We start from the raw sequence: 21,797 nt of genomic DNA on the forward strand, positions 1-21,797 counted from the left end.
ATGCTGGAGGTATCAGAAGTGCGAATGCTGACATAAGTAACGATAATGCGGGTGAAAAACCCGCACGCCGGAAGACCAAGGGTTCCTGTCCAACGTTAATCGGGGCAGGGTGAGTCGACCCCTAAGGCGAGGCTGAAAAGCGTAGTCGATGGGAAACGGGTTAATATTCCCGTACTGGTGGTAACTGCGATGGGGGAACGGAGAAGGCTAGGTTGTCCGGGCGACGGTCGTCCCGGTTCAAGCATGTAGGCAGAGTGATTAGGCAAATCCGGTCACTTAATGCTGAGGTGTGATGACGAACCACTAAGGTGGTGAAGCAATTGATGCCCTGCTTCCAGGAAAAGCCTCTAAGCTTCAGGTTACCAACAATCGTACCCCAAACCGACACAGGTGGTCAGGTAGAGAATACTCAGGCGCTTGAGAGAACTCGGGTGAAGGAACTAGGCAAAATGGTGCCGTAACTTCGGGAGAAGGCACGCTGGCGGTAAGTGAAGTCCCTCGCGGACGGAGCCGAAGCCAGTCGAAGATACCAGCTGGCTGCAACTGTTTATTAAAAACACAGCACTGTGCAAACACGAAAGTGGACGTATACGGTGTGACGCCTGCCCGGTGCTGGAAGGTTAATTGATGGGGTTATCCTTAGGGAGAAGCTCTTGATCGAAGCCCCAGTAAACGGCGGCCGTAACTATAACGGTCCTAAGGTAGCGAAATTCCTTGTCGGGTAAGTTCCGACCTGCACGAATGGCGTAATGATGGCCAGGCTGTCTCCACCCGAGACTCAGTGAAATTGAACTCGCTGTGAAGATGCAGTGTACCCGCGGCAAGACGGAAAGACCCCGTGAACCTTTACTATAGCTTGACACTGAACATTGAGCCTTGATGTGTAGGATAGGTGGGAGACTATGAAGTGTGGACGCCAGTCTGCATGGAGTCAACCTTGAAATACCACCCTTTAACGTTTGATGTTCTAACCTAGGTCCATAATCTGGATCGGGGACCGTGTCTGGTGGGTAGTTTGACTGGGGCGGTCTCCTCCTAAAGAGTAACGGAGGAGCACGAAGGTTGGCTAAGCATGGTCGGACATCATGCGGTTAGTGCAAAGGCATAAGCCAGCTTGACTGTGAGAGTGACGGCTCGAGCAGGTACGAAAGTAGGTCTTAGTGATCCGGTGGTTCTGAATGGAAGGGCCATCGCTCAACGGATAAAAGGTACTCCGGGGATAACAGGCTGATACCGCCCAAGAGTTCATATCGACGGCGGTGTTTGGCACCTCGATGTCGGCTCATCACATCCTGGGGCTGAAGTAGGTCCCAAGGGTATGGCTGTTCGCCATTTAAAGTGGTACGCGAGCTGGGTTTAGAACGTCGTGAGACAGTTCGGTCCCTATCTGCCGTGGGCGTTGGAAGATTGAGAGGGGTTGCTCCTAGTACGAGAGGACCGGAGTGAACGCACCACTGGTGTTCGGGTTGTCATGCCAATGGCATTGCCCGGTAGCTAAGTGCGGAAGAGATAACCGCTGAAAGCATCTAAGCGGGAAACTTGCCTCGAGATGAGTCTTCCCTGTCACCTTGAGTGACCTAAAGGAACGTTTAAGACTAAGACGTTGATAGGCTGGGTGTGTAAGCGTAGCGATACGTTGAGCTAACCAGTACTAATGAACCGTGAGGCTTAACCTGACAACACCGAAGGTGTTTTGTCTGAGAGACAAAGAGTAGATGAAGTAAGCTTGTTTAAGATTGAAAATTGCTGGTTATGAAGAGAAATCGAAGTAACGGGTAATTAAACAGAATTTGCTTGGCGGCCATAGCGCAGCGGACCCACCTGAATCCATGCCGAACTCAGAAGTGAAACGTTGTAGCGCCGATGGTAGTGTGGGGCCTCCCCATGTGAGAGTAGGGAACTGCCAGGCATTAAATAAGACGAGAAAGCCAACCCAATGGGTTGGCTTTTTTGCGTTTGGGGTTTTATATAACTTAAAAGTCTAAAAACACGAGTTGCTTGTTTTATATTGAGGTTGTTAATAAGATAATTGCTAAATAATACCTTGGCTCCAACGAGAAAATTGCTCAATCCCCATCCTGTTCAATATATAACGAAACCAAACACTGTAATTTTGTGCATTCTCTTCAATATCTTGATAAAGAGAATCAAGAGAGATCCAGCGATAATTCAGTACTTCATCTGGATTGCTATGTGGTAATTCGTTACTAAATCCAAGAAATAGGTGATCAAATTCATGCTCTATCAGATCATCTGTCACTTTTTCGTTATACAGAATAGTTCCAATAGATTGCATATCACACTTCATACCTAATTCTTCATCTAGACGACGATGAATAGCATCTGAAAGTAATTCGTTTGGAAGCGGGTGACTACAACATGTATTTGCCCATAAACCACCAGAGTGATATTTAGATATCGCACGTTGCTGAATAAGTAACTGCTGTTTTGAATTAAAAATAAATATTGAAAAGGCTCGATGTAAGGCGCCTACAATATGAGCTTCAAGCTTTGGCATTGTTCCCAGCTCATTATCATTTTTATCTACGAGAATGACAGCGTCTTCCACAAGAAATCACCTTAATAAAATAATATATTGTTATAGCGTGAATATAACATGACTGTATATCAAATAACGATTTATTGTGTTGTTCTTTTTATGGCATCACAGGAATGATGCCTAGAATAAAAGGAAAGGAAGAGCTAAGGAGTATAATATTGAATACCAATCTTAATAAGTTCTCTGCCTTGTGATTTTCGATGCTTATTTGTATCTCTTAATGAATAAATACAGCCACAATATTCTTGTTGGTAGAATTGTTCACGTTTACTTATTTCGATCATTCTGGCTGAGCCTCCTTTTTTACGCCAATTATAATCCCAATAAACCATATTAGGATAAGGTGCTACTGCTCTTTCACCACAGCCATTTATCTGTTTCATATCTTTCCAACGTGAGATCCCAAGTGAACTGGAAATAACGGAAAAGCCATTTTCAGAGGCATAAAGGGCTGTTCTTTCAAAGCGCATATCAAAACACATTGTGCATCGAATACCACGCTCAGGCTCTTTTTCCATTCCTTTAGCTCTTTCAAACCAATTATTTGTATCATAATCAGCATCAACAAAAGGAATATTATGTTTTTTAGCAAAACGAATATTCTCTTCCTTACGAATTAAATACTCTTTTTGGGGATGAATATTGGGATTATAGAAAAAGATAGTGTAATCAATACCTGAAGCTTGTAATGCTTCCATGACTTCACCAGAACAAGGAGCACAGCAAGAGTGTAGTAAAAGCTTATTTGCATTTGCAGGTAATGTGAGCTTTTCTCGTATAAGAGTCATAGATGATCCTAAATAACATTATTTTAGTTGTAAAATGATGCCTTTATTATAGTGATAAATACGTAGGCAATCTGCTTTTTTAAAATTATTTAAAAATAACCACTTGTTTTATATAAATTAAAAATGATGAACGAAAATGATTTAGGTAATGACTATCAGAGAGTTTACTAGATTCATATTATGATGAGAGGTAAGATGAAATACTAATTCTGCTACTGTTTGTAGCAAAATCTAAAATAAAGGAATTTAGTTATGTCATCTATATTACCTCGCTCTGTAACCTCGCCAAAAAAATTCTTTATTGGTAGCCAATTACTGTCTTCTGTCGGTAAATATGTAAAAGATTTTGGTGATAATGCATTTATTATTAGTGATGAGTTTTTTTTAGAAAAAGTAACTAAAGAAGCAGTTCCTTCTCTAAAAGAAAATGGCATTGTTTCACTGGTTGAAAAATTTAATTATGAATGTACTGAGGCAGAAGTTAATCGCTTAGGTAAAATTGCCGTTGAAAATAAAGCGAACGTTATTATTGGTATTGGGGGTGGTAAGACATTAGATGTGTCTAAAGCAGTTGCTTATTATCAGCACATCCCTGTTATTTTATTCCCAACAATCGCTTCAACGGATGCACCTTGTACTGCATTGTCTGTGCTATATAAAGAAAATGGTGAGTTTGATAAATATTTATTCTTACCACAAAACCCTGATGTTGTTATCGCAGACACCGCTATTATCGCATCAGCTCCACAACGCTTTTTCTCAGCGGGTGTTGGTGATGCGCTAGCAACTTACTTCGAAGCTCGTGCTTGTTATCAAGCTGACGGCTTAAATTTAGTTAATCAACGTCCATCACGTACAGGCCTTGGTTTAGCGCAACTTTGCTTTGAAATGCTAAGTGAAAATATTGATAAAGCAATGGATGCGATTCGCCATAAAATTACCACTCCTGCATTAGAGCAAACTATTGAAGCAACAATCTACCTTAGTGGTGTTGGTGCTGAAGCAGGTGGCTTAGCAGCTGCTCACGCAGTAAATAATGGTATGTCTGCAGTTGAGTCTTTACACCGTGTTCAACATGGTGAAAAAGTAGTATTTGGTTTATTAACTCAACTAGTGTTAGAAAATGCACCACAAGAAGAAATTGATGAAGTGATCCGTATTATCAAAGCGGCGGAATTACCACTGACACTTGAAGATATGGGTATGAAAGAATTCATCGAAAGTGAATGGCGTACTGTTGCTAAAATTGCCTGTGCTGAAGGCGACACAATGGGTAATATGCCAATGAGAGTGACAGAAGAAGATGTTTATAATGCAATGATTGCAGCTAACGCATTGGCTCATCGCTATAAATAATTCTTAGCTTGGCAAATGATTATCTTAAAACCCCAAATTAAGTTTGGGGTTTTTTTTAGTCTAATGTTGGGTTCATTTGGGCAAGATCGAACGGTGTTATCTGATAAACATAGTAGTTCAACCAATTTGCAAACAATAAATGTCCATGACTACGCCAAGAAGCGATAGGTTTTTTGTTCGGATCATTATTAGGAAAATAGTTTTCTGGTAATTGAGGATCTAACCCTGCTTTAACATCACGGTGATATTCATCTGCGAGTGTATTAGGATCGTATTCAGGATGCCCTGTTGCAAAAACAACTCGTTTATCTTTTGATGCAAATAAATAAGCGCCTGCTTCTTCCGAAGTTGCAAGGATCTCCAAATCAGTATTATTTTGAATAAAGTCGATAGGAAAACCTGCATAACGAGAATGGGGAGCAAAGAAAGTCTCATCAAATCCGCGCGTTAACAGTGCATATGGTGAGCAAGTATTATGGGTATATACGCCTGAAATTTTTTGTTCTAGCGTATATTTAGGAAGGTCATATAAGATATTCAACCCAGCTTGAGCCGCCCAACAAATAAAGAGTGTAGAAGTAACATGCTCTTTAGCCCATGTAATCACCTCTTTTATTTCATCCCAATAAGCTACATCTTCAAATTCAACTAACCCTAATGGCGCGCCCGTGACAATAAGGCCATCAAAATTTTGCTCTTTAATTTGGTCAAAATCGCAATAGAAAGTATCGAGATGCTCTACAGGTGTATTTTTAGGAATACGAGAGTCAATACGCAATAATTGAATATCAATTTGAAGAGGGCTATTAGAAAGCAATCGCAGAAATTGATTTTCTGTTTCTATTTTCTTTGGCATTAAATTAAGGATAAGCACTTTTAAAGGGCGAATATCTTGAATACTCGCTCTACTGGATGTCATAACAAAGACATTCTCTTTTTGTAAACAACTGACTGCGGGTAGCTCATCGGGTACTCTAATTGGCATTTCAATAACCTCTAAAAACTTCTAGACATCTAGAGGCCTAAATTTAGCTAATAACCTTTTGAATGTCGAGGTCTTCATGTTGTGTATGAAGAATATTCATATAAGAAAAAGCTATATAGCTAAAATCATCAAGCATTAACCATTCCTTTTCTCTGTTTATTATCGATCTCTTCCAGATCCCTCGAGTTATTTTTGAAATTCTGATTTTTGTACAATAAAAAAACACCGATGTAATCACATTGTTAAAAATTATTTAAATAAAAATGGAATTCATTTTTGATTTTTGTAAAAACTGCATTAGTCTTAATCAGGTGTGCAAAAGCTTTTAGGGGAATGCAGAATGTCACAATCATTAACTACAGAAGAATTAAATTTTACGCAATCTTTTGGCGATCAGGAAAAAGAGATATTAAATCATGATGTTAAATTATTTCTGACTGATTTGGTAAGTCACTTTTCAGATAGACTCCATGCTTTATTAGCTGAAAGGGATAGCTGGAAACATAGAGTTGATAATGGCGAGCTTCCTGATTTTATTTCGGAATCTGATTCCATTATAAAATCAGAATGGAAAGTTAATCCTATACCAAAAGATCTTCAAGACCGTCGTGTTGAAATAACGGGACCTGTTGATCGCAAAATGGTCATTAATGCATTAAATGCTAATGTAAAAGTCTTTATGGCTGATTTTGAAGATTCCTTAGCGCCTACATGGGACAAAGTGATTGATGGTCAAATCAATTTGCGTGACGCCGTCAAAGGCACCATTTCCTATACCAATGAACAAGGCAAATGTTATCAGCTTAAAGCGTCACCTGCGGTATTGATTGCCAGAGTAAGAGGTCTTCACCTTCCTGAGAAGCATGTGTTATGGCAAGGCAAGCCTATTGCAGGGGGATTATTTGATTTTGCTCTGTATTTTTACCATAACCACAAAGCCTTATTAGAAAAAGGGAGTGGCCCTTATTTTTACATTCCTAAATTGCAAACATGGCAAGAGGCTAAATGGTGGAGTGATGTTTTTCATTTCACAGAGAAACGCTTTGGTTTAGCAACAGGAACCATTAAAGCCACGGTATTAATTGAAACCTTACCTGCTGTTTTCCAAATGGAAGAAATTCTATTCCATATGAAAGAGCATATCGTTGGGCTTAACTGTGGTCGTTGGGATTATATTTTTAGTTATATCAAGACATTAAAAAATTATCCTGATCGTGTATTGCCCGATAGACAAGGGATCACGATGACTCAACCTTTCTTAAGTGCTTATTCGCGTTTACTGATCCAGACTTGCCATAAACGTGGTGCTTTTGCGATGGGTGGAATGTCTGCGTTTATTCCAAGTCGAGACCCAGAGCAAAACGGCATTATTTTGAAAAAAGTATTTGATGATAAAGAGTTTGAAGCAACAAATGGCCATGATGGTACTTGGATTGCTCATCCAGGCCTTGCTGAAACAGTATTGTCTGCTTTTGATGCCGTATTAGGGGCTCGCTCAAATCAACTCGATGTGCAACGTAATGAAAAGATAACAGCAGAAATGTTATTGGCACCTTGTACAGGTGAGCGTACAGAAAAGGGTATGAGAGCTAATATCCGCGTTGCTGTGCAATATATCGAAGCTTGGATTTCGGGTAATGGTTGCGTACCTATCTATGGATTAATGGAAGATGCGGCAACAGCAGAAATATCGCGTACCTCTATTTGGCAATGGATCCGCCACCAAAAAACACTGTCTGATGGGCAAGTCGTGACTAAAGATCTCTTTCGTAAAATGCTGAAAGAAGAGCTTGAAGTCATACACCAAGAAGTCGGTGACACTCGTTTTGAAGAAGGGCGTTTTAAAGAAGCGGCTTCTTTGATGGATAAGATTACAACCCAAGATGAATTAGTCGATTTTCTGACTTTACCGGGTTACCAACTTTTAAATTAAAAAAGATACGTCAAACGTATTTATAAACTGCAAACATCATCACTACCGTATTTATAGGAGCTGTTTTTATGACTATTAGTAGATCAGAGCAAATCGCCCAATTAGAGAAAGAGTGGGAACAACCTCGCTGGAAAGGCATTACCCGTCCTTATAGCGCTGAAGATGTCATTAAATTAAGAGGTTCGGTTAACCCAGAACATACCTTAGCAAGACGCGGCGCTCAAAGGCTTTGGTCATCATTAAATGGAAAATCAAAAAAGGGTTATGTTAATGCACTAGGTGCTTTAACGGGTGGACAAGCATTGCAACAAGCAAAAGCAGGGTTAGAAGCTGTTTATCTTTCAGGGTGGCAAGTAGCAGCTGATGCTAACACAGCTGGAAGTATGTATCCTGACCAGTCTTTATATCCGGTTGATTCTGTTCCTAATGTTGTTCAGCGTATCAATAATACGTTTAGACGAGCTGATCAAATTCAGTGGTCAAATGGTATTGGTCCTCAACATAAAGATTATATTGATTTTTTCCTTCCCATTGTGGCTGATGCTGAAGCCGGTTTTGGTGGCGTATTAAATGCCTTTGAATTAATGAAAGCGATGATTGAAGCTGGAGCGGCGGGCGTTCACTTTGAAGATCAGCTAGCTGCGGTAAAAAAATGCGGACATATGGGAGGAAAAGTATTAGTTCCAACTCAAGAAGCGGTACAAAAGCTGGTCGCTGCGCGTTTAGCTGCGGATGTGTCTGATGTGCCTACATTACTTGTTGCGAGAACAGATGCCGATGCTGCCGATCTTTTAACTTCAGATTGCGATCCTTATGATAGCTCGTTCTTAACTGGAGAACGTACGCCTGAAGGTTTCTTCTGTACTCACGCGGGAATTGATCAGGCTATTAGTCGTGGTCTTGCTTATGCGCCTTATGCCGATCTGGTGTGGTGTGAAACATCACTTCCTGATCTGAAAATGGCTGCTAAATTTGCAGAAGCTATTCATGATAAATATCCCGGAAAAATGCTGGCTTATAACTGTTCGCCTTCCTTTAACTGGAAAAAGAATCTCGATGATCGCACGATTGCACATTTCCAAGATGAGCTTTCTGCGATGGGCTATAAATTCCAATTTATTACTTTAGCTGGAATTCACAGCATGTGGTTCAACATGTTCGATCTAGCACATGATTATGCCAAGGGCGAAGGTATGAAACATTATGTTGAGAAGGTACAAGAAAAAGAGTTTGCGGCACTTAATCAAGGCTATACCTTCTCATCGCATCAACAAGAGGTGGGAACCGGATATTTCGATAAAGTAACGACGATTATTCAAGGTGGTATGTCTTCTGTAACAGCATTAACAGGCTCGACAGAAGAGCAACAATTCTAAAATCCCAAAATATCATTATCTGTTTTTTGTGGTGATAATTCAGGAGCAGGATGCTCCTCTTTTTCGTGAGGTTGTTAATGACGCCAGAAGATTTGATTGCTCAAACAATTTTACAAGGCTTTGATGCACAATATGGCCGCTTTCTTGAGATAACGTCAGGGGCACAATATCGTTTTGAGCAAGCAGATTGGCATGGTGTCCAAATTGCGATGAAAGAGCGCATCCGTTTATACGACAATCATGTTGGATTAGTGGTTGAGCAACTAAAATGTATTCGACATGATATTGACAAAGAAAGTCTTTTTCTACAAAAGGTGAAAGAGAATTATACGCAATTATTGCCCAATTACCCTCGATTCGAGATTGCCGAAAGTTTTTTTAATTCTGTTTATTGTCGTCTGTTCTACCATCGTGAATTGAGTAAAAAGAATCTTTTTGTTTTCTCATCACAACCGGCTTATCGCTTTACACAAGCGCCTCGACCATTATCAAAGCAGTTTGTTATTCAGAGTGATTTACCGACATTAGTGCAAGATATTTTATCGCGCTTACCTTTGCGGTTACCGTGGCAAAATAAACAACGCGATATTCACTCTATTTGTAATGTACTTACTGCTCAGTTCTCTTTTGAACAATTGCACAATGCGGTATTTCATATTGCAAACGAACTCTTTTATCGTAATAAAGCGGCTTGGTTGATAGGAAAAATAGTGATTAATGATCAATATATTCCATTCTTATTACCCATTCATAATATTGAGCAACAGTTATTGATTGATACTTGCCTTATCTCTGCGGATGAAGCGAGTATTGTCTTTGGTTTTGCTCGTTCTTATTTTATGGTTTATGCCCCATTTCCTGCGGCATTAGTTGCTTGGCTAAGAGATATATTACCGGGTAAATCTATCGCTGAGCTTTATATGTCTATTGGATGCCAAAAGCATGGTAAAACAGAATATTACCGCGAATATCTTGCCTTTATGAATTTTTCATCAGAGCAATTTATTGAAGCTCCTGGGGTAAAAGGTATGGTTATGTTGGTCTTTACATTACCAACGTATGATCGCGTTTTTAAAGTGATTAAAGATAAATTTGCACCACAAAAAACGATCACTGCAGAGCGAGTAAAAGAGTGCTATCAATTGGTTAAAGAGCATGATCGTGTTGGACGAATGGCGGATACTCAAGAATTTGAAAATTTTGTGATCGATAAGAAAAGAATTAGCCCTGAATTAATGGCGATCCTTGAACAAGAGATCTCCAATAAGTTGGAAGATCTGGGTGATAAAATACTGATCCGCCATCTTTATATGGAACGTAGAATGATACCGCTCAATATCTATATGGAGCAGTGCAATGAAAATCAACTTAAAGCGGTTGTTGAAGATTATGGGCAAGCGTTGAAAGAGCTTATTGCAGCGAATATTTTTCCCGGCGACATGCTGTTTAAAAATTTTGGTGTGACTCGCCACCATCGTGTGATTTTCTATGATTACGATGAAATTAGTTATATGACAGATATGAATTTTCGTGCTATCCCGCCAGCCCGTTATCCTGAAGATGAATTAGCGAGCGAGCCTTGGTATAGCGTTGCGCTCAATGATGTATTTCCTGAAGAATTTCGCTATTTTTTATGTAGTGATAAGCAAGTTTGCCACTATTTTGAAGCTCAACATCGTGAGCTTTTATCCCCAGAATATTGGCAACAACAACAGCAAAAAATTAAAGAAGGGTATATCGAAGATGTTTATGCCTATTCTCAATCTAAGCGATTTACTTAATAAATAGTCCTGAGAAAAGATAAAAATAAAGGTAGATACAAGGGGATACCTACCTTTATTGGATAAAACCTATTTTTATACAGAGATAATTAACGCTGAGTGCCAGCAACGGCTTCTTTAGCTAATTCAGTAATACGTTGGAAATCACCTGCTTTCACTGCATCATTAGGCACTAACCAAGAGCCACCAATGCAAAGCACACTCTCAAGTGCAAGGTAATTACGGTAGTTTTCTGGCGAAATACCGCCTGTTGGGCAGAAGCGGACTTTTGAGAATGGTCCTGCAATTGCTTTTAATGCCTTCACACCACCATTAGCTTCAGCTGGGAAAAATTTAAATTCATTTAACCCGTAGCTCATTCCCAGCATTAATTCAGACACTGTCGAAATACCCGGAATTAAAGGAATAGTTCCCGCAACGGCTGATTTGAGTAACGCTTCTGTTAATCCTGGGCTGATAGCAAATTGAGCACCTGCTTCAGTGACTTGCGCTAATTGTTGAGGATTAATTACTGTGCCTGCGCCCACAATAGCTTCAGGAACTTCTTTGGCAATACGGCGGATTGCCTCAATTGCGCATTCTGTACGTAATGTCACTTCTAAAACTTTTACACCACCGGCGACTAAAGCTTTTGCAACAGGGACGGCATCATCAATATGGTTGATAACAATAACAGGAACAACAGGCCCTGATTTTAGTACAGACTCTGCACTTGTATTCCAATGATCCATGATTGTATTTCCTAATCAGAAAGTGGTGAGCAAATGAATTTAATCTGCTCCTCGTTAAGCCTCAAAAACTTGCCTACATTAAAAATCAATGCAACAAGCACCTTGTTCAGCACCTGATAAATGACGGCGTAAATTAACGAATAACTCACGACCACAGCCTGTATTATTGGCACTTAAATCAGGAATTTCATCTTGGCGAGCATTTAATGTTTGCTCATCAATAAGCAACGTTAACTCACCTGTTTTACCATTAACGCGAATGATATCACCATCACGTACTTTGGATAGTAAACCACCATTTACAGCTTCTGGAGTAACATGAATTGCAGCAGGTACTTTACCTGAAGCCCCTGAAAGTCGACCATCTGTAACTAATGCTACTTTATAGCCTTTATCCATTAATACACCTAAAGGCGGCATAAGTTTATGTAATTCAGGCATACCATTCGCTTGTGGTCCTTGATAACGTACAACGACCACACAATCTTTATTTAGCTCACCAGCTTCAAACTTAGCAGCAATATCATGTTGGCTATTAAACACAACAGCAGGCGCTTCGATGATTTTATTTTCATCAGGTACTGCAGAGGTTTTCATTACGGCTCTACCTAAATTACCTTGCATCACTTGTGTGCCACCATGTGATGAGAATGGGGTATTAATATCCGCAATCACATCTTTATCTAAAGAGCTTATAGCGCCTTCACGCCAATCAAGTTTACCGTTATTTAACCAAGGCTCTAGGGTATAACGCTCAATGCCAAATCCTGCAACAGTGTTCACATCTCGATGGATTAAACCTTTTTTCAGTAGCTCACGAATGATCAGTGCAATACCGCCGGCTGCTTGAAATTGGTTAATATCGGCAGGACCATTAGGATAAATGCGTGCAATAAGAGGAACAACTCGTGATAGTTCAGAAAAATCATCCCAATTAATAATTATACCCGCCGCGCGTGCCATTGCGACTAAGTGCATGGTTAGATTAGTTGAACCACCTGTTGTTAGTAGCGCAACAATGCCGTTTACAATGACTTTCTCATCAACTAATTGGCCGATAGGAAGATAATTACCTGAATTTTCGGTTAGTCGTACAATCTGATTTGCCGCCGCATCAGTTAATGCATCACGTAGTGGTGTATCTGGATGGACAAAGGAAGCGCCGGGTAAATGTAATCCCATCATTTCCATGACCATTTGATTAGAGTTTGCGGTGCCATAAAAAGTACAGGTTCCAATGCTATGATAAGACGCTGCTTCGGCTTCTAATAAAGCATTACGATCAACCTTACCTTCAGCATAAAGTTGACGAATACGAACTTTCTCTTTGTTTGGCAAACCGCTAGTCATAGGGCCTGCTGGAACAAAAATAGCAGGAAGATGACCAAAAGAGAGAGCAGCCATAGTCAGCCCAGGAACAATTTTATCGCAGATCCCTAAATAGAGTGCGCCATCAAACATATTATGAGACAAACCAACCGCAGCAGACATTGCGATAATATCACGACTAAGGAGCGATAACTCCATGCCATCTTGACCCTGAGTAACACCATCGCACATTGCAGGAACACCGCCGGCTACTTGCCCTACTGCACCAACAGCATGTAATGCTGTTTTAATTTTTTGAGGATAATCTTCATACGGCTTATGAGCCGATAACATATCATTGTAAGCAGTGATAATGGCAATATCATTATGAACCATATTTTTCAGACGATTTTTATCTTCTGCCTGACAAGCTGCGAAACCATGAGCCAAATTACCGCAAGCCAATTGAGCACGATGCACGGTTTGGCTTTTTTCTGTTTCAATTTTGTTCAGATAAGCACGACGAGTCGCTTGTGAACGAGCAATAATACGCTCAGTCACTTGTTTTACTGTCTCGTTAAGGGGGACAAAGTCGTTCTGAATTGGGTCATGATTTTTAGGGTTCATAATGATGCTTCCTTTATTCACACAAGGGTGATGAGCGTTACTATTAGCTTTAGAAAAAGAATATTTAAATTCGCTATAGTATTTGTTACCGGTAACATTGTTACGGGTAACAAGAAGAGTTGCAATACTCTTAATAGGTCTTAAACAACATCTGTGATCGACATCAATTTTTTAAAGTGATAAGTAACAGTTTTTTAATATTTGATGGGAATAAAGAGGGAAAAGTCGACTTTTTACCAAGCTGAATCGTTTTATTTTGGAAAATACCTTCCTTGTTGTTGATGACAAGGAAGGTAAAAATTGGATTAACTTTTTACGCCACCGTATTCACGGCTAATTTGTTTTGCCGCTTTGATAACCATCGCACCTAATTCAGTAATGCGTGAATCTGTCATTCTAGAAACTGGACCTGAAAGTGAAATAGCCGCAAAAGGCTGGTGGTGTTCATCATAAATACAAGCACCAATACAGCGAAGACCTAAAGCATGTTCTTCATCATCGAAAGAAAAACCTTGTTTACGAGCTTGCTCTAAGTTTTCTTTTAGAGATGAAGGGAGTGTTCGGGTGTGAGGTGTATAAGCCATTAAGCCTTTTTTCTGGAGCAAAGGCAGTAATTTATTTTCTGGCAAAGTAGAAAGGAATGCTTTACCTGCACCAGATGCATGCATTGGTAATTTACCGCCAATAGGGGCTGACATTCTCATTAGAGCATTACATTGCACTTGATCGACAATCACCGCATCAAATTCAATTTGGTCAAGAATAGCCAGATTAACGGTTTCGCCAGAATCTTCCATTAATTGACGCAAAATAGGATGCACCATTACCAAAAGATTACGGGTTTGTAGAAAACTACTACCAACAATAAAGGCGTGTGTTCCCACAACCCATAAGCCTAAATCCCCGACTTGGCGGACAAAACCATGCTGTTGAAGTGTAGTGAGTAGGCGGTGTGTTGTGGAATTAGGTAATCCAGCTTGAAAGGCGAGATCTGTTAGGGCGATACCACCCGGAGATTCGGAAATATATTCCAATAATGTCAGTCCACGACTTAACGACTGAACAGGGCCTCCTTGTGCGGTGCTTTGAGTGGCAGTTGTTTTCGTCTTACGCACTTTTTTATTTGTAGGGGAAACTGTCATGCATACACTCCAGAAATGCTATCCATATTAATATCTATTATGAACTATCTGGTGTAATAAAACTCCTCCGATCACTGCATTTTTCAAAACAAAATGTGTGATAAGAAATATTTATTAAAAGCGTTTATCACTGAGTGAAAATCTCTCATCTTCGTCTTAGAAATCTTTGCAAAAAGATGTGGTAGGATAAAAAAACAACGAAATAACAATAAAGAAAAACAAGTACAAAAACATTCTCGATTAAGAGGAAACAACGTGGCAAACATAAAACAACAACTGGTCGAAGCATTAGGAAAACGTATCTTAGTACTAGATGGCGCAATGGGTACGATGATCCAGCAATATCAACTTACAGAAGCTGATTATCGAGGTGAGCGTTTTGCTGATTGGGGTTGTGATGTTAAAGGGAATAATGATCTTTTAGTCTTAACACAACCTCAGATTATTGCAGATATACATGATGCTTATTTTCAAGCAGGTGCTGATATTGTTGAAACTAACACTTTTAACTCAACGTCCATTGCGATGGCTGATTATCAGATGGAGTCGCTCTGTTTTGAGCTGAACGAAGAGGCGGCAAAATTAGCGAAAGCCTGTGCAGATAAATGGAGTGCCTTAACACCGGATAAACCTCGCTATGTAGCGGGCGTTTTGGGGCCAACAAATAGAACAGCATCCATATCTCCTGACGTTAATGACCCCGCTTTTCGTAATATTTCATTTGATAAGCTGGTGGAAGCTTATCGAGAAGCAACGCGCGGATTAATTAAAGGCGGTGCTGATTTAATTATGGTCGAAACTATTTTCGACACACTAAATGCGAAAGCAGCTATTTTTGCGATTAAATGTGAATTTGAAGCGCTGAATATTGAATTACCTGTGATGATCTCTGGCACCATTACAGATGCTTCAGGAAGAACTTTAACGGGTCAAACAACAGAAGCGTTTTACCACTCTTTACGTCATGCAGATGCGCTCTCATTTGGTTTAAACTGCGCGTTAGGCCCTAAAGAATTACGCCAATATATTCAAACACTCTCACAAATTTCTGAAACTTATGTCAGTGCTCACCCTAATGCGGGTTTGCCTAACGCATTTGGAGGCTATGATTTAGATGCCCAAGAAATGGCAGAGCAAATTAGAGAGTGGGCACAAGCGGGTTTTCTCAATATTGTCGGTGGATGCTGTGGAACAACCCCTGCGCATATTCTCGCTATTTCACAAGCAGTAGAAGGTATTGCACCAAGAGTATTACCTTCCTTGAAAAAAGCATGTCGTCTTTCAGGTCTTGAACCATTAATCATTGATGAGAATTCACTGTTTGTGAATGTGGGAGAACGTACTAATGTTACTGGCTCTGCTAAGTTTAAGCGCTTGATAAAAGAAGGTAATTATCAAGAAGCGTTAGATGTTGCGCGCCAGCAAGTTGAAAATGGCGCTCAAATCATCGATATCAACATGGACGAAGGCATGTTAGATGCTGTTGAAGCCATGACGCGTTTTCTTAACCTTATTGCTGGTGAGCCTGATATTGCTAAAGTTCCGGTGATGATTGACTCCTCTAAATGGGAAGTGATTGAAGAAGGCTTAAAATGCATTCAAGGCAAAGGAATTGTTAACTCCATTTCGATGAAAGAAGGCGAAATACCGTTTCTTGAACATGCTAAATTGGTACGTAAATACGGTGCTGCTGTTGTCGTTATGGCGTTTGATGAAGTCGGACAAGCTGATACTCGAGAGCGTAAAATTGAAATTTGTCGTCGAGCTTATCAATTATTAACAGAGCAAGCGGGTTTTCCACCTGAAGATATTATTTTTGATCCTAATATATTTGCTGTCGCAACAGGAATTGCAGAGCATAACAATTATGCTGTTGATTTTATTGAAGTCTGTGCAGATATTAAATCTCAACTACCTTATGCCTTAATTTCTGGTGGGGTATCTAACGTTTCCTTCTCATTTCGGGGTAATGATCCTGTTCGTGAAGCAATTCACTCTGTTTTTCTTTATTACGCTGTAAAAAATGGCATGGATATGGGGATTGTAAATGCAGGGCAACTTGCTATTTACGATTCATTACCAGATGAACTGCGTAATGCGGTTGAGGACGTTATTTTAAATCGTCATGAAGAAAGTACAGACAATTTACTCGCGTTGGCAGAGCGTTATCGCGGAACAAAAAGTGATGAACAAAACCATCAATTGGCTGAATGGCGACAATGGGATGTAGAGAAACGTCTAGAGTATGCTTTAGTTAAAGGGATCACCGAATTTATTGTTGAAGATACAGAAGCTTGTCGCCAACAAGCATCAAGCCCCATTGAAGTGATTGAAGGGCCATTGATGAATGGCATGAATATTGTGGGTGATTTATTTGGCGAAGGTAAAATGTTTTTGCCTCAAGTTGTGAAATCAGCAAGAGTGATGAAACAAGCCGTAGCTTACCTTGAACCTTATATTCAAGCGACAAAACAAACAGGCACTTCTGCAGGTAAAATTTTACTGGCTACCGTAAAAGGGGATGTTCACGATATTGGTAAAAATATTGTGGGTGTTGTTTTGCAGTGTAATAACTATGAGATTATCGATCTTGGCGTAATGGTGCCTTGCGATAAGATCCTACAAACAGCGATTGATGAAAAAGTCGATATTATTGGTCTTTCAGGATTGATCACGCCATCACTTGATGAGATGGTGAATGTTGCCAAAGAGATGGAAAGGCGCGGTTTTTCTTTACCCTTAATGATTGGTGGAGCAACAACCTCTAAAGCGCATACCGCAGTAAAAATAGAGCCAAATTACAGCCATCCTACCGTTTATGTACAAAATGCATCGAGAACTGTAGGTGTTGTTGCGGCACTATTATCTGAAACACAAAAAGCCGATTTTGTTGCTAAAACACGTCGTGAATATGAAGTCGTACGCCAGCAATACGCCAGAAAAAAACCTCGTACACCGCCTGTTTCTTTAGAGGTTGCGCGAAAAAATGCGCTACACATTGATTGGCAAAATTATACCCCCCCAAAACCCAATCAATTAGGCGTGCAGGAGATCACTGCAAGTATTGAAAGCTTGCGTGAATATATCGACTGGACGCCTTTCTTTATGACGTGGTCTTTAGCAGGTAAATATCCTCGAATTTTAGAAGATGACGTGGTCGGTGAAGAAGCGAAACGGGTATTCGCTGATGCGAACACGATGCTGGATAAGCTAAGTCGTGAAAAATTATTAACACCTAAAGGAATAATGGGGATCTTCCCTGCTAATCGTTTGGGTGATGATATTATTATTTATCAAGATGAAAGCCGACAGCATGAGTTATTGCACAGCTGCCATTTGCGCCAGCAAACAGAGAAAAAAGAGTTTCCTAACTACTGTTTAGCTGATTTTATTGCGCCAGTGGAAAGTGGTATCCCTGACTATTTTGGTGCTTTTGCAGTCACAGGCGGATTAGAAGAAGATGCCCTCGCGAATGCTTATGATCGTGCTCATGATGATTACAATAAAATTATGGTAAAAGCGTTATCAGATAGATTAGCAGAGGCCTTTGCGGAATATCTTCACCAATTGGTCAGAACAAAGATTTGGGGTTATAGCCCTGATGAGAACCTCTCTAATGACGAACTGATTCGAGAAAAATATCAAGGAACGCGACCTGCGCCGGGATATCCGGCCTGTCCTGAACATACAGAAAAAGCAAAAATTTGGCAATTACTTGATGTTGAAAATCGCATTGGCATGAAACTGACAGATGCTTATGCCATGTGGCCCGGCGCTTCGGTATCGGGTTGGTATTTTAGTCATCCTGAAAGTAAATATTTCGCTGTTGCTCAAATTCAAAAAGATCAGGTTGAAGATTACGCAAAACGCAGAGAAATGAGCGTAAGTGAAGTTGAACGTTGGTTAGCGCCTAATTTAGGATATGAGTCTTAGTTTATTTTTATTTTCAGATCTCAATAATGTAATAAATAGTGAGGGGATAGTAATATCCCCTTGTTATTTTCACTGGTCGATCCCATTAAAGATGTTTAAGCTGTGAACCTGTATCAGAAAAAAGGACATTACAATGAACTATACTTTGTACCTTCAGAAAACCCCACCTGCTGGCGCTGAGGTGCCGTTTCCTTCTTTAGCAAAAGGAAATTATCCATTAAGTGAAGTTTTAATTAATGCTTTTTTAAATCTGATGCAATTAACAGGAAGCTTAGATACTGATGTTATTTTAGATGAAAAAGCCTTTGATAAAATTTGGCTGAAAGCCGAAATGACCCCTGCCCGCATTGAAGAAGTGGGAGACTATATTTATCATAAAATTCCTACCTCTCCAGAACCTGTTGAAGAAGAAATAGAATTATTTAAACAGGCAATGAAAGAAGAAGAAGCGTTATTAGCCAAAGAGAGTGGAAAAGAAGGAAATCTTCCTATCCATAAATTTGCTACTAATGATGGTTGGATTGTCACGCCGAAAGAGTGTGAGATTATTGCTTCTACACTTACCGCTAAACTGCTAGAAGATAACCGCGTTTTTGTCGAAAAAATTGCGAAGATGTCTCATTTATCGCATAAGACTTTAGAGATTGCCTTAATTGATTTCGGTAAATTTAATCAATTTGCGAAAAAATATAACGGTTATCGGGTGTATTAAATTATTAAGAAATAGGCTTCTTATTAGAAGAAGCCTATTAGAAAATTTTAATTTTGTTTTATTTAAAATTAAAGGGTTAATTAATTTGTAAATTCATTTCTTTTAATTTACCTACATGATAATCTACCATTTTTAAAATTTTATCATCAGATAATTTAAAATATTTGTCGCTAAGTATATCTAATTCATTTTTATATCTGTGAGTGATGTTTTTTGCGCTTTCAATAAATTTATCTAGATTATTATCATATTGTTGAAGTTCTTTTATATACTGTCTAAGTTCAGTTGAATCCATTTCTTTTTCATTTTTAATTTCATGGCCATTTATTTTATCAAGAATTTGGTATTTGTATTTGTTATATTCATTTATTTTTTCAGGGATGTTTTTATCATCAATGTTTTCAATTTTTTTTGTTATTTTCTGAAAGTATTGATAATGTATATCAATGAGTTCTTTTATTTTCTCGTTGGGTTCTTTTATTCTATTAAATAGATCTTCTTTAATTTTTAAAAGCGTTTCTTTTTTACTTGTTTCACTTTCTTGACTTATTTTTTTTATATTTTCTTTTTCAAGTTTATTTATTATTTTGTTGTATTGCCATATTGCAAAAATATCTTTATTTTTACACATGTTATTTATTTTCATTATTGATTCAAAACATTGTTTATCTAATGAAGCATTATCTTTTATATCATTAGAATAAATCTTATTTAGCTCAACGTTTTTTAATATAGAGAGTGTATTTTTCTCTGCTGCTGTATAACTTTGATTTGAGTTTTCGATCGAGAAAAGTAGATTTTTTATTTTTTTTAAAACAGCATCTGCGTTAGAATATGTTACTTTTTCTGCATTGTTTTTTATATAATTGCAAAGATTATCATAAACTTTCATTTTTTATTACTCCATTAATAAAGTTAGATTTTGATTCTAATTATTATTAAATGAAGTTCTTTAAAGCTTACACCCTTTCAGCAATAAAGGTTGAATTTTGAGAGAGATAAAATTTTATCTCTCTTTTATATATTGGAATTTGTTATTAATTAAAACAGAGTATCATGCAACTTACGCACAATATTATCTGCATCTTTGCCATCAACTAATAAACATAAATTATGAGTACTTGCACCGTGGCTAATCATACGAATATTGTAATTTTCTAATGTGCCGAAAATCTTAATACCTAAACCATTTACCTGTGAAAGAGAGTTACCAATCACGGCAACTAACGCCAGATCTTCTTCTACTTCAACACGGCATAATGCAGAAAGCTCGGTTAATAAGGCATTCGTTAATAAACTGCCTGATGAATTTGTTGTACCCGTTGTATCGAGGGTTAAAGCAATACTGACTTCAGATGTTGTTATCACATCAACTGAAATATGATGGCGCGATAAAATGGTGAAAATTTCAGCCAAGAAACCACGCGCATGAAGCATTTTCAGGCTATGTAACGTGAGCAATGTTTGCTTTCTACGCAGTGCGATCGCACGGAATACAGGTGGATTTTCTGTTTGTGCACAAACTAAAGTGCCGCCTTCTTCAGGGGCTTTACTTGAGCCAACAAAAACAGGAATACCGCTACGAACTGCAGGCAATAATGTCGCAGGGTGTAATATTTTAGCCCCAAAGGTTGCCATTTCAGCCGCTTCATCAAAGGCGATTTGATCAATACGATGCGCCTCTGGCACTATTCTTGGGTCGGTGCTGTAAATACCGGGTACATCTGTCCAGATATCTACACGGGACATGCCTAGTGCTTCACCAATCAGAGCGGCAGTATAGTCACTTCCACCACGCCCTAGTGTTGTCGTTCTCCCTTTTGGCTCTTGACCAATAAAACCTTGCGTTACGATAACCGTTTCTTCTAGGCGAGGTTGAATAAGGCTTTGTGTGAGTTCAGTAAGCTGCACCATATCGGGTTCGGCGTGACAAAATAGATCATTCGTTTTCATCACTTTTCTGACATCAAACCAATCTGCTTGTATACCTTTTTCACGCAATAACTCAACGAAAAGCAAAGTTGACATTAATTCGCCATGACTGACAAGCTCATCAGTTAATGCGTCAGAAGTTGCTAACGCTGCTGCTTCAGAAAGCATCTCAATATTTTCAAGCAGGCGGTTTATTTCTTGGGAAATAATTTCTGGTTGAGAAAGCTGGTTGATAATCGCGTATTCAATATCACGAACTTGTGAGAGTAAAGCTTCTCGTTGTGAAGGTTCAGTACCTGCTGCAAGTTCAATCAATAAATTAGTAATTCCCGCAGATGCCGAAAGAACGACGACACGAACAGACTTTCGTTTAAGAATAATATCTGCACATTTTTCCATTGCTGAAAAGTTAGCAACACTAGTACCACCAAATTTAGCGATAGTGTATGGCGATGATGAAGATGAAGGCGTAGCAGTATTATCAGTCATTGTCGTATTCCTTTAGGCAAAAATGAGATGTTGGACACACTTAGGAATATCGGTTATTAAGTAGAGAGTCAATGCAGAGTGAAGAATAATCAATTTAATTAATAATCAGCTCCGCATTATCGGTTTTACCTATGTAAGTAATTA

General features: G+C 39.1%; 14 protein-coding genes and 2 rRNA genes. 8 read left to right on the plus strand and 8 right to left on the minus strand.

Annotation, left to right across the window (positions count from 1 at the left end; translation table 11 throughout):
- Both GWJ01_RS04660 and rrf read left to right on the plus strand, forming a co-directional pair.
- Nucleotides 1–1,676: ribosomal RNA gene (locus GWJ01_RS04660) — 23S ribosomal RNA — on the plus strand; the annotation flags it as partial.
- A 117-nt stretch (nucleotides 1,677–1,793) separates the two neighbouring features.
- A 5S ribosomal RNA gene (rrf, locus tag GWJ01_RS04665) occupies nucleotides 1,794–1,909 on the plus strand.
- Between the two features lie 123 nt (nucleotides 1,910–2,032).
- Here the strand turns inward: rrf and idi are convergent.
- A complete protein-coding gene (gene idi, locus GWJ01_RS04670) occupies nucleotides 2,033–2,569 on the minus strand; it encodes an isopentenyl-diphosphate Delta-isomerase (RefSeq protein WP_109394766.1) in 537 nt (178 codons plus the stop codon).
- A gap of 134 nt (nucleotides 2,570–2,703) precedes the next feature.
- Nucleotides 2,704–3,348: an epoxyqueuosine reductase QueH gene (locus tag GWJ01_RS04675; RefSeq protein WP_161710753.1), complete on the minus strand. Its 645-nt coding sequence runs from the start codon at nucleotides 3,346–3,348 to the stop codon at nucleotides 2,704–2,706.
- Between the two features lie 252 nt (nucleotides 3,349–3,600).
- Between GWJ01_RS04675 and GWJ01_RS04680 the strand changes: the two genes are divergently transcribed.
- Entirely contained in the window at nucleotides 3,601–4,704 is a 1,104-nt protein-coding gene (locus GWJ01_RS04680; RefSeq protein ID WP_109394770.1) for a glycerol dehydrogenase, read from the plus strand.
- 55 nt (nucleotides 4,705–4,759) lie between these two features.
- Here GWJ01_RS04680 and metA read toward each other — a convergent pair whose 3' ends face one another.
- Nucleotides 4,760–5,689, minus strand: coding sequence for a homoserine O-acetyltransferase MetA (gene metA, locus GWJ01_RS04685; RefSeq protein ID WP_109402793.1), 930 nt, complete (start codon nucleotides 5,687–5,689; stop codon nucleotides 4,760–4,762).
- Nucleotides 5,690–6,029: 340 nt separating this feature from the next.
- Between metA and aceB the strand changes: the two genes are divergently transcribed.
- From aceB to aceK, 3 genes are all read left to right on the plus strand, one after another.
- Entirely contained in the window at nucleotides 6,030–7,622 is a 1,593-nt protein-coding gene (gene aceB, locus GWJ01_RS04690; protein ID WP_161710754.1) for a malate synthase A, read from the plus strand.
- Between the two features lie 68 nt (nucleotides 7,623–7,690).
- The gene (aceA, locus tag GWJ01_RS04695) at nucleotides 7,691–8,998 is read left to right on the plus strand and encodes an isocitrate lyase (protein ID WP_109394776.1); all 1,308 of its coding nucleotides are present in this window, start codon (nucleotides 7,691–7,693) and stop codon (nucleotides 8,996–8,998) included.
- A 71-nt stretch (nucleotides 8,999–9,069) separates the two neighbouring features.
- Nucleotides 9,070–10,779: a bifunctional isocitrate dehydrogenase kinase/phosphatase gene (gene aceK, locus GWJ01_RS04700; RefSeq protein WP_375804077.1), complete on the plus strand. Its 1,710-nt coding sequence runs from the start codon at nucleotides 9,070–9,072 to the stop codon at nucleotides 10,777–10,779.
- Between the two features lie 89 nt (nucleotides 10,780–10,868).
- On the opposite strand, the gene GWJ01_RS04705 is transcribed toward aceK, so the two are convergent.
- From GWJ01_RS04705 to iclR, 3 genes are all read right to left on the minus strand, one after another.
- Nucleotides 10,869–11,510: a bifunctional 4-hydroxy-2-oxoglutarate aldolase/2-dehydro-3-deoxy-phosphogluconate aldolase gene (locus GWJ01_RS04705; protein WP_075673078.1), complete on the minus strand. Its 642-nt coding sequence runs from the start codon at nucleotides 11,508–11,510 to the stop codon at nucleotides 10,869–10,871.
- A 78-nt stretch (nucleotides 11,511–11,588) separates the two neighbouring features.
- On the minus strand, nucleotides 11,589–13,445 hold the full coding sequence (gene edd, locus GWJ01_RS04710) for a phosphogluconate dehydratase (RefSeq protein ID WP_109394780.1): 1,857 nt from the start codon (nucleotides 13,443–13,445) through the stop codon (nucleotides 11,589–11,591).
- A 305-nt stretch (nucleotides 13,446–13,750) separates the two neighbouring features.
- Complete coding sequence (iclR, locus tag GWJ01_RS04715; protein ID WP_075673076.1) at nucleotides 13,751–14,587, minus strand: glyoxylate bypass operon transcriptional repressor IclR; 837 nt, start codon at nucleotides 14,585–14,587, stop codon at nucleotides 13,751–13,753.
- A 255-nt stretch (nucleotides 14,588–14,842) separates the two neighbouring features.
- Here iclR and metH point away from each other — a divergent pair, with 255 nt between their 5' ends.
- Entirely contained in the window at nucleotides 14,843–18,520 is a 3,678-nt protein-coding gene (metH, locus tag GWJ01_RS04720; RefSeq protein WP_109402795.1) for a methionine synthase, read from the plus strand.
- Nucleotides 18,521–18,653: 133 nt separating this feature from the next.
- Complete coding sequence (locus GWJ01_RS04725; RefSeq protein ID WP_202611101.1) at nucleotides 18,654–19,232, plus strand: hypothetical protein; 579 nt, start codon at nucleotides 18,654–18,656, stop codon at nucleotides 19,230–19,232.
- Nucleotides 19,233–19,308: 76 nt separating this feature from the next.
- Here the strand turns inward: GWJ01_RS04725 and GWJ01_RS04730 are convergent, their stop codons facing one another.
- Nucleotides 19,309–20,124, minus strand: coding sequence for a hypothetical protein (locus GWJ01_RS04730; RefSeq protein ID WP_161710755.1), 816 nt, complete (start codon nucleotides 20,122–20,124; stop codon nucleotides 19,309–19,311).
- Between the two features lie 149 nt (nucleotides 20,125–20,273).
- Nucleotides 20,274–21,653: a lysine-sensitive aspartokinase 3 gene (gene lysC, locus GWJ01_RS04735; RefSeq protein ID WP_161710756.1), complete on the minus strand. Its 1,380-nt coding sequence runs from the start codon at nucleotides 21,651–21,653 to the stop codon at nucleotides 20,274–20,276.
- Nucleotides 21,654–21,797: the final 144 nt, after the last annotated feature.

The organism is Proteus sp. G2618, from assembly GCF_009915995.1.
Classification (GTDB): Bacteria; Pseudomonadota; Gammaproteobacteria; order Enterobacterales; family Enterobacteriaceae; genus Proteus; species Proteus terrae.

Coding starts and splice junctions, on each gene's coding strand:
- iclR (WP_075673076.1), bottom strand. CDS start 14,587: ATGACAGTTTCCCCTACAAATAAAAAAGTGCGTAAGACGAAAACAACT.
- lysC (WP_161710756.1), bottom strand. CDS start 21,653: ATGACTGATAATACTGCTACGCCTTCATCTTCATCATCGCCATACACT.
- metA (WP_109402793.1), bottom strand. CDS start 5,689: ATGCCAATTAGAGTACCCGATGAGCTACCCGCAGTCAGTTGTTTACAA.
- GWJ01_RS04705 (WP_075673078.1), bottom strand. CDS start 11,510: ATGGATCATTGGAATACAAGTGCAGAGTCTGTACTAAAATCAGGGCCT.
- GWJ01_RS04725 (WP_202611101.1), top strand. CDS start 18,654: ATGAACTATACTTTGTACCTTCAGAAAACCCCACCTGCTGGCGCTGAG.
- GWJ01_RS04730 (WP_161710755.1), bottom strand. CDS start 20,124: ATGAAAGTTTATGATAATCTTTGCAATTATATAAAAAACAATGCAGAA.
- aceB (WP_161710754.1), top strand. CDS start 6,030: ATGTCACAATCATTAACTACAGAAGAATTAAATTTTACGCAATCTTTT.
- aceA (WP_109394776.1), top strand. CDS start 7,691: ATGACTATTAGTAGATCAGAGCAAATCGCCCAATTAGAGAAAGAGTGG.
- GWJ01_RS04675 (WP_161710753.1), bottom strand. CDS start 3,348: ATGACTCTTATACGAGAAAAGCTCACATTACCTGCAAATGCAAATAAG.
- GWJ01_RS04680 (WP_109394770.1), top strand. CDS start 3,601: ATGTCATCTATATTACCTCGCTCTGTAACCTCGCCAAAAAAATTCTTT.
- edd (WP_109394780.1), bottom strand. CDS start 13,445: ATGAACCCTAAAAATCATGACCCAATTCAGAACGACTTTGTCCCCCTT.